Genomic DNA, 14,291 nt, shown 5'->3' on the forward strand with positions numbered 1-14,291 from the left:
TCAAGCCCGCAAAGCTTATTCGAGGAAGGGTATTTATGGATAAGTTGCTGTTTATGTTCGATACGGACCCGCATCCGAGCGTGTTCGATACCGTTGTGGCCTATGACGGCGGCGCCGACCGCGTGGCCGGCTATGCCGATGTGACGCCGGACAATGTCGGCGCGCTGGTCGACGGGACGATCTACACCCGCGGCGGTGACGAGAAGAAGAACACCGCGATCTTCATCGGCGGTGGCTCCATGGCCAAGGGTGAGGAGCTGCTCGAGCACGTGAAGAAGCGCTTCTTCGCGAATTTCCGCGTCTCGGTGATGCTGGATTCCAACGGTTCGAACACGACGGCCGCGGCTGGCGTGGCGCTGCTCGCCAAGGCCGCCGACCTGAAGGGCAAGAAGGCTGTGGTGCTTGCAGGCACGGGGCCGGTCGGTATGCGCGCCGGCGCCATGCTCGCGAGCGAGGGCTGCGAAGTCGTGCTCACGTCGCGCAAGCAGGACCGCGCCGATGCGGCGGCCAAGCAGATCGCCGAGCGGTTCGACGTCAAGTGCTCCGGCTTCGAGGCTTCCAATCCCGACCAGTTCGCCGAGGCGGTGAAGGATGCGAATATCGTCTTCGCAGCCGGCGGCATCGGTATCGAGCTGCTGAAGGAAGAGGCCTGGAAGGATAACCCGAATATCGAGCTGATTGCCGATGTGAACGCTCAGCCGCCCCTCGGCGTCGAGGGCCTCGAGGCGACCGATAAGGGCAAGGAGCGCCACGGCAAGACCGTCTTCGGCGCGCTCGGCATCGGCGGATTGAAGCTGAAGCTGCACCGTGCGCTCATCGGCAAGCTGTTCGAATCCCAGGATCAGGTGTTCGACGCCGAAGAGATCTACGCCGCCGCAAAAGAGATGGCGTGAGGTCCGGTGTGAGCGACGAGATCAAAGACACGTCTATCGACACCTTCCTGGAGGAGCTTGCCAGCTCCTCCGCGACTCCGGGTGGCGGCAGCGCGGCCGCCATCATGGGCGCCATGGGCGCGGCCCTGATCAGCATGGTCTGCAACCTCACCATCGGCAAAAAGAAGTATGTCGAGGTCGAGGACGAGATGAAGTCGGTTCTGGAGAAGTCGGAATCCTTGCGGGTTGCGCTGACCGGGATGATCGCAGACGATGTACAGGCATTCGATCAGGTCATGGGAGCCTATGGAATGCCCAAGGAGACGGACGAAGAGAAAGAAGCGCGCAGCGAAGCAATTCAGGCGGCACTCAAGACCGCTACGGACGTGCCGCTGCAGTGCTGCAAGGTCTCGCGCGAGGTGATCGACCTCGCAAAGATCGTCTCCGACAAGGGTAATCTCAACGTGATCAGCGACGCGGGCGTCGCTGTTCTCGCTGGACAAGCGGCTTTGCGGAGTGCGGCTTTGAACGTCTTGACCAACGCGAAGATGATAAACGATAAGGACTTCGCTCAGGCCAAGCTCAAGGAATTGGAAGGGCTTCTGTCCGGCGCTGGGTCGGCAACGGAGGAAGCCTATGGAGTCGTTGAGGGCAAGCTAAGCTAGGCTCAAAAGACTCGCCGACCAGTCAAGGGAGGACGACAACGTGGACGTACACGAGTATCAGGCGAAGGAGCTGCTGTCGCAGTTCGGGGTGGTGGTTCCCAAAGGCGCCGTCGCCTTCAGCCCCGATCAGGCGGTCTATGCGGCGACGGAGCTCGGCGGTTCGTTTTGGGCGGTGAAGGCCCAGGTTCATGCGGGCGCGCGCGGCAAGGCCGGCGGCATCAAGCTCTGCAAGACCTATCACGAAGTCCGCGATGCGGCGGCCGACCTCCTCGGCAAGAACCTGGTGACGAACCAGACCGGCCCCGAAGGCAAACCCGTGCAGCGGGTCTATGTCGAGCTGGCCGAGCCCTTCGAAAAAGAGTTCTATCTCGCTTCGTCCTCGACCGTAAGGCGGAGCGCATCCGCGTGATCGCCTCGAAAGAGGGGGGCATGGAGATCGAGGAGATCGCCGACAAAAACCCGGAAGCGATCATCCAGGTCATCGTCGAGCCGGCCGTGGGTCTACAATCCTTCCAGGCCCGTGAGATCGCCTTCGATCTCGGCCTCAACATCAAGCAGGTGCAGCGCGCCACCCAGCTCATCATGAACGCCTATCGCGCCTTCCGCGATTGCGACGCCATGATGCTGGAGATCAACCCGCTGGTCGTGACCAACGACGACCGCGTGGTGGCCCTGGACGCGAAGATGTCCTTCGACGACAACGCGCTGTTCCGGAATAACAATGTGGCCGACATGCACGATCCCTCTCAGGAGGATCCGCGCGAGGCCAAGGCCCAGGAGCACAATCTCAACTATATCGGTCTCGACGGCGAGATCGGCTGCATCGTCAACGGTGCGGGCCTCGCCATGGCGACCATGGACATGATCAAGCATGCGGGCGGCAACCCGGCGAACTTCCTGGACGTGGGCGGCGGCGCCTCGCCGGAGCGTATCGCCACGGCGCTGAAGCTCGTGCTGTCGGACGAGAACGTCAAGGCGATCCTGGTGAACATCTTCGCCGGCATCAATCGCTGCGACTGGGTCGCCAAGGGCGTGGTCCAGGCGTGCGAGACGGTCGACATCAAGGTGCCGCTGGTGGTCCGCCTGGCCGGCACGAATGTCGACGAAGGCAAGAAGATCCTGGCCGAAAGCGGGCTCGATCTGATCACCGCCGACACCTTGGCGGAAGCAGCACAAAAAGCGGTCGAAGCTTGCGGGGCCAGCCCCGAGCTCGAAGCCGCGTCGGCGTAAGGGGAGGCAGCGTCATGAGTATTCTTATCGATGAGAAGACGCCGATCGTCGTGCAGGGCATGACCGGCGACAAGGGCAGCTTCCACACCAAGGAAATGCTGGATTACGGCAGCAACGTCGTTGCCGGCGTGACCCCCGGCAAGGGCGGCACGGAGCATCACGGCGTGCCGGTGTTCAACACCGTGAAGGAAGCCGTGCGCGAGACGGGCGCGACCACCTCCATCACCTTCGTGGCGCCGGCGTTCTGCGCCGATGCGATCATGGAAGCGGCCGATGCGGGCATCCGCCTGATCTGCTCGATCACGGACGGCATTCCGGCCCAGGACATGATGCGGGTGAAGCGCTATCTCTACCGCTATCCCAAGGACAAGCGCCCGATGATGGTCGGCCCGAATTGCGCCGGTATCATCTCGCCCGGCAAGTCCATGCTCGGCATCATGCCCGGTCATATCTATCTGAAGGGCTCCATCGGCGTGATTTCGCGCTCCGGCACGCTCGGCTATGAAGCGGCCGCGCAGCTGAAAGAGCACGGGCTCGGCATTTCGACCTCGGTCGGTATCGGCGGCGATCCCATCAACGGCTCGTCGTTCCTCGATCACCTGGAGCTGTTCGAGCAGGATCCCGAGACCGAAGCCGTTCTGATGATCGGCGAGATCGGCGGTCCCCAGGAGGCCGAGGCTTCCGAGTGGATCCAGAAGAACATGAAGAAGCCCGTCGTCGGCTTCGTCGCAGGCCTGACGGCGCCGAAAGGCCGCCGCATGGGCCATGCGGGCGCGATCATCTCCAAGGAAGGCGATAGCGCGGCCGAAAAGGCGGAAATCATGAAGGCCTGCGGGCTGACCGTCGCTCCGAATCCGAGCGAGTTCGGCTCGACCATGGCGAAGGTGCTCCAGAACGGAGGCCGCCAGGTCGCGTAAGACATGCACGCCGGCCGGGCATCGGTGGAACCGATCCCCGGCTTGGCAGTGTTTTCCAAGACCGGAAGGGGCTAGCTCAGAGGCGATCCAGAGACGTGGGCACCGGGTGTCCGCATGGGTGAGCTATTCCGGGATCTGAAACGATCGTTGCAGTCGGGAGGCTCACCAGTTCCATGGACCGGGATCTGAACCAGACGTCACGTTCCGCCGAACCGGCAGGAAAGCTACCGATCATCTCCGGTACGTCTGCGCAGGAGGCGGCGGACATACTGTTCAAGCTGCTGCTCGACGTGACGCGGCAGCATCAGCCCGAAATCGAATCCGTGCTTCGCGGTGGCGCGAACTTCTCCGAGCTCAGTCCGGAGATGATGTCCCGCGCGCTCCAGGCCCAGGGAATCTGGTTCCAGCTGCTCTCGATCGCCGAGCAGAACGCGGCCATGCGCGCCCGCCGTCATATCGAGAAGACCCGGGGGCGGGACGAGCTGAAGGGGACGTTCGCCAATGTGATCTCCGAAGCGGCGCGGGACGGCATCGAGGCAGCCGAGATCCAGGCTCTGCTGAAAAGCCTACGCATCCGGCCGGTGATCACCGCCCACCCGACGGAGGCCAAGCGCGTTACGGTGCTGGAGAAGCTCCGACGCGTCTATCTCCTGCTGCGCGAGCTGGAGCTGACACGCTGGACGGAGCGGGAGCGCCGCCGTCATCTCGATTCCCTGCGGGATCAGATCGAGCTTATCTGGATGACCGGTGAGCTGCATCTGGAGAAGCCTACGGTCGACAAGGAAGTCTCCTGGGGTCTGCATTTCTTCGACGAGACGCTTTTCGAGCGCGCGCCGGAGATGGTCGACGACCTGACCGAAGCGCTGGAGCTCTATTACCCGCGCGAGGATTTCGAGGTCCCGCCGTTCTTCCAGTTCGGCTCGTGGATCGGCGGCGACCGGGACGGCAATCCGTTCGTCACCTCCGACGTCACGCGCACGACCCTGAAAGAAAACGCGCTGGCGAGCATGCGCCACTACCGGACCCGCCTGAACGAGCTGGTGCGGATGCTGTCCATCAGCAAGCGCGTAAGCCCGATCTCAGAGGGCTTCACGAAGGCGCTGGAAGCCGAGCTGGCGGCGAGCGGCCGGGAAGCTCAGATCGAAGCGCGCAATCCGGGCGAGGCCTACCGGCAGTTCCTGACCTGCGTGCTGAGCAAGCTGGAATCGACGATCCTGCGCACGGAAGGCAAGACCGCGCCGGACGGGCCGCACTACGCCAACGCCGACGAGCTCATCGCGGATTTGCGGACGCTGGAGACCGGGCTGATCGAAGCCAATTCGGGATCCATCGCCGCCGACATGGTGAGCCCGATCCGACGAGCGGTGGAGATTTTCCGCTTCTCGACAGTGCGGTTGGACCTGCGCGAGAACACCACCCGGACGACGGCCGCGCTGCAGGAGATCTGGAAGCGCATTGAGGGCAAGGACGGCGGCGAGCCGCCGGCCCCCGATTCCGAAGAGTGGAAGAAGTGGCTGCTGACCGAGCTCGGCCGGCCGAAGCATTCGGAGCGCGATCTGGCGGGGCTGCCCGAGGAAGCGGCGGAGACCCTGGCGACGCTCCGTCTCGTGGCGGAGATGCGTGAAGGGCTGGACCGCGAGGCGTTCGGCGGCTTCGTTCTCTCCATGACCGCATCGGTCGCCGATATCCTCGGCGTCTACCTGCTCGCCAAGGAAGCCGGCGTCTTCCTCGACTCCACGGGAACGGAGATCTGTCCGCTGCCAATCGTGCCGCTGTTCGAGACGATCGAGGATCTGCGGGCGGCGCCGGCCATCATGAAGGAGCTGCTCGATATTCCGGTGGTTCGCCGCAGCACCCGCTGGCAGGGCGGGGTGCAGGAGGTGATGATCGGCTATTCGGACTCCAATAAGGATGGCGGCTTCGTCGCCTCCAACTGGGAGCTCTCCAAGGCCCAGTCGCGGCTCACCAAGCTTTCCCACGATGCGGGCATTCCGATTGCCTTCTTCCATGGCCGTGGCGGCTCGGTCTCCCGCGGCGGCGCGCCGACGGGCCGGGCCATCGCCGCTCAGCCTGCGGGTTCCATCCGGGGCAGGTTCCGGGTGACGGAGCAGGGCGAGGTGGTGTCGTTCAAATACGCCAACAAGGGTACGGCGCTGTATCAGATGGAGCTCTTGGGCGCGTCGGTCTTCGCCCATGCGCTGAAGTCGGAGCGCGAAGAGGCGCTGGTGCCGCGGGCGGAGTTTGAAGACGCCATGGAGGCGCTTTCCGGCGCGTCGCGGGCCGCCTATACCAAGTTCCTGACCCATCCGGATCTGGTGACGTATTTCCAGTCGGCCAGCCCGCTGGAGGAGATTTCACTGCTGAATATCGGCTCGCGGCCGGCGCGCCGGTTCGGCGCCAAGTCCCTGGGCGATCTGCGGGCCATCCCATGGGTGTTCGCCTGGTCGCAGAACCGCCATGCCATCACCGGTTGGTATGGCGTTGGCAGCGGCATCAAGAGCTTCCTGGAGGTGCGGGGCGAGAGCGGCGAAAAGCTGCTGCGCCGCATGTTCTCGGATTCCCGTCTGTTCCGGCTGGTGATGGACGAGGTTGAGAAGATGCTTCTGATCGTCGATCTCTCCGTGGGCCGCAACTATGCGAGCCTGGTCGCGGACGAGAAGGCGCGGGATGCCATCTTCTCAATGATCGAACGGGAATACCGCCTGACCACGGAGATGGTCCTGCGGGTGAGCGGCGACAGTCAAATCGCCGAGCGTTTTCCCGATTTCAGCCGGTCCTTGAAAGACCGCTTGCCGACCATCAACGAGGTCAACCGCGAGCAGGTCGAACTGCTGAGGCGCTTCAGAAGCGCCGAAACCGAGAGCGAGCGGGAGGAATACAAAGTCCCGCTGCTCATGTCGATCAACTGCATTGCCGCTGGTTTGGGAGCCACCGGTTAAGGTTCAACACGGAAAGGAAAAGTACGCATGAGTTTCACGATCATCGAGCAGGCGAGGCCCCGCCTTCATCGCTCCGAACTGGCTGTACCGGGCTCCAATACGAGCCTGTTCGAAAAGGCGGCCAAGTCCTCTGCCGACGTCATCTTCCTCGACGTTGAGGATGCCGTCGCGCCGGACGATAAGGAGCAGGCCCGGAAAAACATCATCGAAGCCCTGAACGACATCGATTGGGGCAAAAAGACCATGATGATCCGCATCAATGGTCTCGACACCCATTATGCCTATCGCGACGTCATCGACGTGATCGAGAAGGCGCCGCGTCTGGACATGGTGCTGATCCCCAAGGTGGGCGTGCCCGCCGACGTCTATGCCATCGACATGCTGATCACCCAGGTCGAGCAGGCCATCGGCCGCAAGGAGAACCCGGTCGGCATTGAAGTGCTGATCGAGACCGCGCTCGGCATGGCCAATGTGGAAGCCATCGCCCAGTCGAGCAAGCGCCTGGAGGCCATGTCCTTCGGCGTTGCCGACTATGCCGCGTCGACCCGCGCGCGCACCATCGGCATCGGCGGCCCGCACCCGGATTACGGCGTGCTGACCGACAAGCGTGAGGGCCAGGACGAGGCCGAGCGCGAGTACTACTGGGGCGACCCGTGGCACTTCGCTCTGTCGCGCATGATGATCGCCTGCCGCGCCTACGGCCTGCGTCCGATCGACGGTCCGTTCGGCGATTTCTCCGATCCGGAGGGCTTCAAGGCCGCCGCCCGCCGCGCCGCGGTGCTCGGCTTGGAAGGCAAGTGGGCCATCCACCCGTCGCAGATCGACCTCGCCAACGAGGTGTTCAGCCCGTCCGACGAGGAGGTCACCAAGGCCAAGCGTATCCTCGAGGCCATGAAGGTTGCCGAGAAGGAAGGCCGCGGCGCCGTCTCTCTCGACGGCCGCCTGATCGACATCGCGTCTATCCGTCAGGCCAAGGCGCTGATCGACAAGGCCGAGGCCATCAGCAAGTAAGCTGCTCTCTCACATGAGAGACGCAAAGGGGCGGGCCTCAACGGTCCGCCCTTTTTGTTTTTGGGCGCTGATCTACAGAGCACCGGGTCAACCTTGCTGGAACTGCAAGCCGCAATTCTTTTGCACCGATACCTGTTGGATCGTTTGGAATTCGCCCTTCAGGCGAGCGAGTTCTGCCGTCTGAGCATCGTCACCGTTCACCAGAAAAGCTGCTGGCCAGAAAACGATAACCGCAGCCGTCGTGGTGACCGTGTCTCGGGTACGCTTCTTGTTCTGCACCCCGGACAATTCAGCTGCCCGCTGCGAAACGCGCTCCGCTTCGCCGGCTAGCTGCTGACAGTTGTAAGGCTGATATGTGAGAGGTGAGACATACGCGGCAGGAACGTCCTCTGCCTTTTTCGCACAGCTACCTATTACAAGACCGATCAAAACGAGCACAACCAGTGCGGTACGCGAAACCATAACTCCCCCCAAAACGACACTCAGAATGCAGCCGATAACTTGCAAATTGCATTCTTTGGAGTCACGCACTTTTGGTTGTCGTATTCTCGGTTTTCGGGAGAACGTGATGAATATGCCCGCTGCGAGTGCCGGATCGCTGCTAGCAAATCTTCCCAACGGTTCACTCGCCGACGAACTCTTCCACATTCTGGCGGAGAAGGGGGATGCTCGGATCGAGCGGATCGTTTCCACGGGCCAGGCGACGCCTGAAGGAGATTGGTACGACCAGGAGACGGACGAGTTCGTTTTGCTGGTCTCAGGCGCCGCGGCGCTTCAGATCGAAGGCGAGGCGGAGGAGCGGGAACTGGGCCCCGGCGACTGGGTGATGCTGCCGGCCCATTGCCGGCATCGGGTCGCGTGGACCCAAAGCGAGCCGCCGACGGTATGGCTCGCCGTGCATTTCTAACCTATCGCGCAAAAGAAAAGGGGGGCCGCGCCGGGCCCCCCAGTTCCGTCCCTCGTTGAGGAGAGGATCCGCTACGCGGCGGCGGTCGCCTTGCCCTCCATGGGCACTTCCGAGATCGTCTTCAGGATCTGGGAGGCGATGGCGTAGGGGTCGCCCTGGGAGTTCGGGCGGCGATCCTCAAGATAGCCCTTGTAGTCATTCTTGACGAAGGAGTGTGGCACGCGAACCGAGGCGCCGCGATCGGCCACGCCGTAGGAGAACTTGTTCCACGGGGCGGTCTCGTGCTTGCCGGTCAGGCGCATGTGGTTGTCCGGGCCGTAGACGGCAATGTGGTCTTCGAGGTTCTTCTCGAACTGGGCCATCAGCGCCTCGAAATAGGCCTTGCCGCCGACTTCGCGCAGATAGGCGGTCGAGAAGTTGGCATGCATGCCGGAGCCGTTCCAGTCGGTGTCGCCCAGCGGCTTGCAGTGATACTCGATATCGATGCCGTATTTCTCGGTCAGGCGCTCCAGCAGATAGCGCGCCATCCACATCTCGTCGGCGGCCTTCTTGGAGCCCTTGCCGAAGATCTGGAACTCCCACTGGCCCTTGGCCACCTCGGCATTGATGCCTTCGTGGTTGATGCCGGCCTTGAGGCAGAGGTTCAGGTGCTCCTCCACGATCTCGCGGGCGACCGAACCGACGCTCGAATAGCCGACGCCGGTGTAGTACTTGCCCTGAGGCTCCGGATAGCCGTCGGTGGGGAAGCCCAGCGGGCGGCCGTCCTTGTAGAAGAAGTATTCCTGCTCGAAGCCGAACCAGGCGTCGTCGTCATCCAGGATGGTGGCGCGCTTGTTGGAGGGATGTGGCTCGCCGTCGGGCAGCATCACTTCGCAGAGCACCAGAACGCCGTTTTCGCGGGCTGCATCGGGGAAGACACGGATCGGTTTCAGAATGCAGTCGGAGTTGCTGCCGTCGGCCTGCTGGGTAGAGCTGCCGTCAAAGCCCCAGAGCGGAAGTTCTTCAAGAGACGGGAACGTCTCGAATTCTTTGATCTGCGTTTTGCCCCGAAGATTCGGTACCGGTTCGTAGCCGTCGAGCCAAATGTACTCGAGCTTATACTTGGTCATTAGCTTTTCCCTTGTCTGCTGAAAGCGCAGTGCGCCGTCCCTAGCCCTAGCGGCCGCTGAGCTCAGGGCCTCGTTGACGCCCCTGCAGACGCATTAAATGTGCCAATTGGCGGTGGGGCCGGAGTCCGAGAAGGGATCAAGGGCCCAGGGGGGCGAGGGCCGGGCCGGGGCATTTCATATTTTCTTAATAAACAAAAGGACTTCGCCATTGTCGGCCTTTGCAGAGCCGCGCCCCGAGGCCGCACCCGACGGCGCTAAAAAAGAGTCAGTTTTGGCCGATCTCCCGTATGCCGATTGGGCAGGCAGAATAAAGTAAGCTGAAATATTAGGCGAACGGCTATTTTCTTATGCAAAAGGGGTGGCTGACTCCTATATACGGGAAACTACACCCGTGACGGCGATGTTGTTTGCCGAACCGGAGTATTGAAGAAAGGAACTAGCGATGAATGCTTTTAGGGAAACGGCTGAGATAATTCAGTTCCCTGCTGGCGGTCGCGCTGGCTTGGAGCGGCGCGAGACGCGGACGGCGACGGAGCAGTCTTACGCTCATGTCAACACGGCGTCCGGCGGCGCCTGGTATCACGAAGAAGCGATCCGGGATGCCAATCGTGCCAACAACAGCTGACGGCGACCGATGCGGCCGCGCAAGCGGCTGCCGATGGTGAAGAGGGTCGTGCTTGGATAAAGCCCGGCCCTCTTTTTTGTCCGCAGCCAGCCCTCGGTTGCGTCGAATCGACATCTCGCGCGGCCCCGCCTAAGATTTCCCGGTGTTTCACGGGAGAAATCGAATGCCGCGCCTGCTCGCCTGCCTTCTCGTCTCGTTCATGATCGCCGCAACGGCGCGGCCAGCCCTCGCCGGCACGTGCCAGGCGGAAGTCGATCAGCTCGTGAAGAGCAATACGACAGATCTCCTCAACAGCGTTATCGAGGAAAAGCCGGAGCTCGCCGATATAAGCGAGGAGCAGCTCGTCATCCAAAGCGGGCAGATACTGCTCGGGTCGCCGCGCGGCGATCTGAAGGCGCATGGATGGATGATGCTGCTCTGGTATGGCGGCGAAGAGGGACGCAACATGGTGGCGGAATCCGGCCCGACGCTGGAGACCGAGGAGGCGCGGGCGCATCTCTATTACGTCATGGGGCTTTGGCAGCTTCGGGCGGACGATCCGGAAACGGCGGCGAAAGGCCGTGAGCTGCTCTCCCAGGTGCGCGATACGGGCAAGGTCACCTTCGCGCCGGATGAGATGTGGACGATGCTCCTCGAGGAGTGCGACCTGCCTGAATAGGGCTCTCGGACACCGTCATACCGGCACAAGCCGGTATCCAACCGCAGACCGCCTTTCCGGCCTTGTGGGGCCGGCTCTCGCCGGAATGAGACCGAGGGAGACCGTCCAATTGGCTCGGCGTGCTCCCTCTCCCGTGTTCGACGCGGGAGGGGTGAGGGACCCAACTATCGAGTCTTTCTCCCCCTCACCCGAGCGCCATGCGCTCGACCTCTCCCCGCGGGGGAGAGGGACGGCAGATGCTTCAGGCGAACCTTCTAGAACTTCCAGCTCGCACGGCCTTTGATGCCGTGCTCGTCGGCGTCGGATGCGAACTGCCCGTCATAGGCGACCGACAGGGTCGCGTTGGGCGAGACCGCGAAGTCGAGGCCTGCCTGGACGAGAGCGGAGTCCCGCGCGATCGGCGTACCCTGGATGTCGAAGCTCGGTCCTGCGGCGGCGAAGGCCAGCGCCAGGTCGGTGTCGACACTGTCGAAGGCATGGAGCCAAGCGACCGAGAGATTCGGCGTGATGACTGCGTTGCCGAAGGCCATCGTCGTCGCGGCACGGAAGCCGGTCGTGGAATAGGTCACATCCTCGTTGTACCCGGAGGAGTTGAAGGCCGCGAGACCGCCCGACTCTGTGAAGCCGTCGGTCTCTTGATGAACGTAAGCCAGCCCTGAGAAACCTTCCATGGCGATGCTGGGATGGAGCACGACCGGGTAGGCGATCTCGCCGAAGAGCTGTCCCCGGTCGCCGTCATAGGACGCTTGCTCGAACTCCGAGAAGCCGGGGAACACGATGTTCCGTGAGGTCTCGATATCCTGCCAGCTATAGGCGCCACCGCCACGGACATCGAAGCGGTTCACCTTACCCGATCCGTAGAGCACGAGGTGATAGGCATCCACGTCGGCGCTGCTCAGACGGGACTCTTTGTCGAGCCCGGTGTAGCTGTAGCCGGCGGCGATACCGGCCCGCCAGCCGGGCATCACCTCCGCATCGACGCCCGAGATGAAACCGCCCATGTCGCGGTCGAGGCTGGCCGCATTGCCGTTGCCGTCGAAATTGGCCCAGCTCCCGAAGCCCTGCGTCCAGAACACCGGACCTTTTTTCGTGGGAAGCGGCTCGTAAGAGCCCAGGTCTTTGGAGCCATAGCCCAGCATCATCATGCCGGAAGGTGATGCTTGAGTGTTCTGTGGTCCGCCCGAGCCGAGACCGGTGCCGTCGTAAGACGCCTGCACCATCCGGCCCATCACCGCATCGCGGATATGGCGGCCTTCATCCAGAAGGGCGCCGCCGACACTCGCATGGATCTCGCCCGAAAGTGCGTCGAATGCCTGCCGTGCACCGTCTTCGGTCTGGTTCAGGACTTGGACGAAGATTTCGTTATCGGTGGGCAAGGCATCCAATGCGCCCGCGACAGCTCGCTGGTTCGGCGTGCGGGCTGCAGACACGAAACTCGCCGCCTGACCGAACAGCAAGTAGACGTTGTTTGCGTCGTAGCTGAGTGTCGGATCGAGGAAGGCGAAATTCGCGGTGACAGTGGAGAACTGCCCTGTCACACCGCCCGCTGCCGTGAGGATCGTATATTGGGTTCCGGTGGCGTACGTCCCCGACTGCGCCAGCACGCTCACCGTGCCGCCGTTGATGGTCGCCGTCCCGCTGGCATTGATCAGGTCCGAATTGCCTGAGTTGTCGACCTCCACCTGGTAGGTCGACCCCTGCGCAAAAGTGATATTGCCGACATTGAGCGTGCCGATGGAATTGCCCGGCGCGATGGTGCCGCCGTTGCCGACATTCAGCCCGCCGAAGGTGCCGGTGCCGCCGAGTGTGCCGCCGGTGACGCTGAAGGTTTTGGAGGTGGTGCCCGAAAAGCTCCATTTGCCACCGATGACATTGAAGTCCTCGAAGTTCTGATATTTTGGACCGATATCGCTGAGGCTGAAGCTGTCGCTGCCGGAGCCCCCGAATTCCAGGCTGTCGTTGGTGCCAGCGCCTGAGTCCACGATGCCGACAACCTCGAAACCGGTCTGAAGTTCGACACGATTCCCCGAGGTTGAATTCGGCAGCACGATAGCGAAGTTGGCGGTGCCCTCGACCCGCCCCGCCACGGTTATGTCGTTAGCGCTTCCAAAGCTGCTGCTGCGGATTCCAAAGGAGCCAGTGGCGGAGCCACCGGCGAGAACGGTGGCGTAATTGCGTGCGCCGGCAATTTCGAGCCCAGCTCCCGAGCTTCCAGATATGTCCCCGCCGATGGTGATCCGTGTCTCGGCAGGTCCCATGTTGGAGATATCGATAGCGGCTTGGGCGCCCTTAACGTTGCCATAGGCACTGACGACCACCTCGCCCGTCCCGTTATGATCGAGGTCAATGCCGTCGTTTCCGCCAGTAATCGTGGTGCCGGCCGACGAGGTTATGGTCGTGGTGCCGTTGTAGAGGTTGATGTCCATGCCATCGCGGACGGTGCCCTTAACGTCGCCATTGACGTTGACCGTGAGCGCCCCGTTGCCGGTATGCGCCAGGTACATGCCGTAACCGTCGCTCGAAACGGCGGCATTGTTTGTGACGGTTAGATCGCCCGTGAGAGTCCCCCCGGTCATCGTAATGCCATCGCCACCGGAGCTGACGGCGCCGTTCGTGGTGAGGCTCAAATCGCCCGCCACGCCATTATTATTCCAAGCGACAATGCCGGCATTTCGACCGTAGATTGCGCCCGCGGTGGAGATCGCCGTCGAACCCGCGCCAACGGTGTTGTTCGATACCGAAAGACCCCTCTCCAGGCTCCGAAGAGAGGTCGACGCATATCCGTCCGTATAGGAGATGTCGCCTGTGCCCGTGATGGTCAGCGCGTTTCCGATGCCGCCAGTCGTATCGAAATTCATGTCCGACGCGGTGGTCACAGTCGGATTGGCGGCGTTGATCGATTGGGTGGTCGTCTCGCTTCCGGAGCAGAGATAGGTGGAGCCCCCGGAATTCGTGCAGGCCGCATAGGCCCGGCCCGAATAGCCGGTCATCGCACCGGCAAGCATCGTCGTCGACAGCAGGATCTGCCGCTTTACTGAAATGGTCACACGCCCCTCCCCCAGGGTGTATTCGGCGCGTTTCTCGCGCTTAAGTTATTGAAATCCTCTCCGAAATGTAGCCGGATGGGATGGCGGGATATACGGAAGCACGGAGAAAGCGGCCCTCTCTCCGCTGCTTTTGTCGCCGCGCTGTGGCGGGCTAGCCACAAGGGTGTGGCCGAATGCAAACCCGGTACGCACGCCGGCATGCTGGACGGATTATAGGCTCATGGAGGCGGAACGCCCTCTCCCGTGGGAGGGCGATCTAGAACTTCCAGGAGGCGCGGCCCTTGATGCCGTGCTCGTCGGCGTCGGATGCG

At 62.5% G+C, this 14,291-nt stretch carries 11 protein-coding genes and 1 pseudogene; 9 read left to right on the forward strand and 3 right to left on the reverse strand.

Annotated features, from left to right (window positions below; all coding sequences use genetic code 11):
• Nucleotides 1-35 precede the first annotated feature (35 nt).
• The 6 genes and pseudogenes from A7A08_RS13895 (at nt 36) to A7A08_RS13920 (ending at nt 7,634) form a co-directional block, all read left to right on the forward strand.
• Entirely contained in the window at nt 36-893 is an 858-nt protein-coding gene (locus A7A08_RS13895) for an NADP-dependent methylenetetrahydromethanopterin/methylenetetrahydrofolate dehydrogenase (protein ID WP_069096060.1), read from the forward strand.
• Between the two features lie 8 nt (nt 894-901).
• Nucleotides 902-1,537, forward strand: coding sequence for a methenyltetrahydrofolate cyclohydrolase (gene fchA, locus A7A08_RS13900; RefSeq protein WP_083226809.1), 636 nt, complete (start codon nt 902-904; stop codon nt 1,535-1,537).
• Between the two features lie 40 nt (nt 1,538-1,577).
• Nucleotides 1,578-2,767: pseudogene (locus A7A08_RS13905) on the forward strand (malate--CoA ligase subunit beta).
• Nucleotides 2,768-2,781: 14 nt separating this feature from the next.
• Nucleotides 2,782-3,684 carry a succinate--CoA ligase subunit alpha gene (gene sucD / locus A7A08_RS13910; RefSeq protein ID WP_069096061.1) on the forward strand — a complete coding sequence of 301 codons (903 nt, stop codon included), beginning with the start codon at nt 2,782-2,784 and terminating at the stop codon, nt 3,682-3,684.
• Between the two features lie 173 nt (nt 3,685-3,857).
• Nucleotides 3,858-6,623 carry a phosphoenolpyruvate carboxylase gene (locus tag A7A08_RS13915; RefSeq protein ID WP_069096062.1) on the forward strand — a complete coding sequence of 922 codons (2,766 nt, stop codon included), beginning with the start codon at nt 3,858-3,860 and terminating at the stop codon, nt 6,621-6,623.
• Nucleotides 6,624-6,650: 27 nt separating this feature from the next.
• A complete protein-coding gene (locus A7A08_RS13920) occupies nt 6,651-7,634 on the forward strand; it encodes an HpcH/HpaI aldolase/citrate lyase family protein (RefSeq protein WP_069096063.1) in 984 nt (327 codons plus the stop codon).
• An 87-nt stretch (nt 7,635-7,721) separates the two neighbouring features.
• On the opposite strand, the gene A7A08_RS13925 is transcribed toward A7A08_RS13920, so the two are convergent.
• Entirely contained in the window at nt 7,722-8,096 is a 375-nt protein-coding gene (locus A7A08_RS13925; RefSeq protein WP_069096064.1) for a hypothetical protein, read from the reverse strand.
• Nucleotides 8,097-8,202: 106 nt separating this feature from the next.
• Between A7A08_RS13925 and A7A08_RS13930 the strand changes: the two genes are divergently transcribed.
• The gene (locus A7A08_RS13930; RefSeq protein ID WP_069096065.1) at nt 8,203-8,541 is read left to right on the forward strand and encodes a cupin domain-containing protein; all 339 of its coding nucleotides are present in this window, start codon (nt 8,203-8,205) and stop codon (nt 8,539-8,541) included.
• Nucleotides 8,542-8,612: 71 nt separating this feature from the next.
• Here A7A08_RS13930 and A7A08_RS13935 read toward each other — a convergent pair whose 3' ends face one another.
• On the reverse strand, nt 8,613-9,650 hold the full coding sequence (locus A7A08_RS13935; RefSeq protein ID WP_069096066.1) for a glutamine synthetase beta-grasp domain-containing protein: 1,038 nt from the start codon (nt 9,648-9,650) through the stop codon (nt 8,613-8,615).
• A 442-nt stretch (nt 9,651-10,092) separates the two neighbouring features.
• Between A7A08_RS13935 and A7A08_RS13940 the strand changes: the two genes are divergently transcribed.
• Together A7A08_RS13940 and A7A08_RS13945 are read left to right on the forward strand one after the other, a co-directional pair.
• Nucleotides 10,093-10,275, forward strand: a complete 183-nt coding sequence (locus tag A7A08_RS13940; protein WP_069096067.1) for a DUF2735 domain-containing protein — start codon at nt 10,093-10,095, stop codon at nt 10,273-10,275.
• Between the two features lie 163 nt (nt 10,276-10,438).
• A complete protein-coding gene (locus A7A08_RS13945; protein ID WP_069096068.1) occupies nt 10,439-10,933 on the forward strand; it encodes a hypothetical protein in 495 nt (164 codons plus the stop codon).
• A gap of 254 nt (nt 10,934-11,187) precedes the next feature.
• On the opposite strand, the gene A7A08_RS13950 is transcribed toward A7A08_RS13945, so the two are convergent.
• A complete protein-coding gene (locus A7A08_RS13950; protein WP_069096069.1) occupies nt 11,188-13,980 on the reverse strand; it encodes an autotransporter outer membrane beta-barrel domain-containing protein in 2,793 nt (930 codons plus the stop codon).
• Nucleotides 13,981-14,291: the final 311 nt, after the last annotated feature.

Origin of the sequence: Methyloligella halotolerans (assembly GCF_001708935.1) — a bacterium.
GTDB lineage: Bacteria > Pseudomonadota > Alphaproteobacteria > Rhizobiales > Methyloligellaceae > Methyloligella > Methyloligella halotolerans.

Coding starts and splice junctions, on each gene's coding strand:
- A7A08_RS13895 (WP_069096060.1), top strand. CDS start 36: ATGGATAAGTTGCTGTTTATGTTCGATACGGACCCGCATCCGAGCGTG.
- sucD (WP_069096061.1), top strand. CDS start 2,782: ATGAGTATTCTTATCGATGAGAAGACGCCGATCGTCGTGCAGGGCATG.
- A7A08_RS13915 (WP_069096062.1), top strand. CDS start 3,858: ATGGACCGGGATCTGAACCAGACGTCACGTTCCGCCGAACCGGCAGGA.
- A7A08_RS13920 (WP_069096063.1), top strand. CDS start 6,651: ATGAGTTTCACGATCATCGAGCAGGCGAGGCCCCGCCTTCATCGCTCC.
- A7A08_RS13925 (WP_069096064.1), bottom strand. CDS start 8,096: ATGGTTTCGCGTACCGCACTGGTTGTGCTCGTTTTGATCGGTCTTGTA.
- A7A08_RS13930 (WP_069096065.1), top strand. CDS start 8,203: ATGAATATGCCCGCTGCGAGTGCCGGATCGCTGCTAGCAAATCTTCCC.
- A7A08_RS13935 (WP_069096066.1), bottom strand. CDS start 9,650: ATGACCAAGTATAAGCTCGAGTACATTTGGCTCGACGGCTACGAACCG.
- A7A08_RS13940 (WP_069096067.1), top strand. CDS start 10,093: ATGAATGCTTTTAGGGAAACGGCTGAGATAATTCAGTTCCCTGCTGGC.
- A7A08_RS13945 (WP_069096068.1), top strand. CDS start 10,439: ATGCCGCGCCTGCTCGCCTGCCTTCTCGTCTCGTTCATGATCGCCGCA.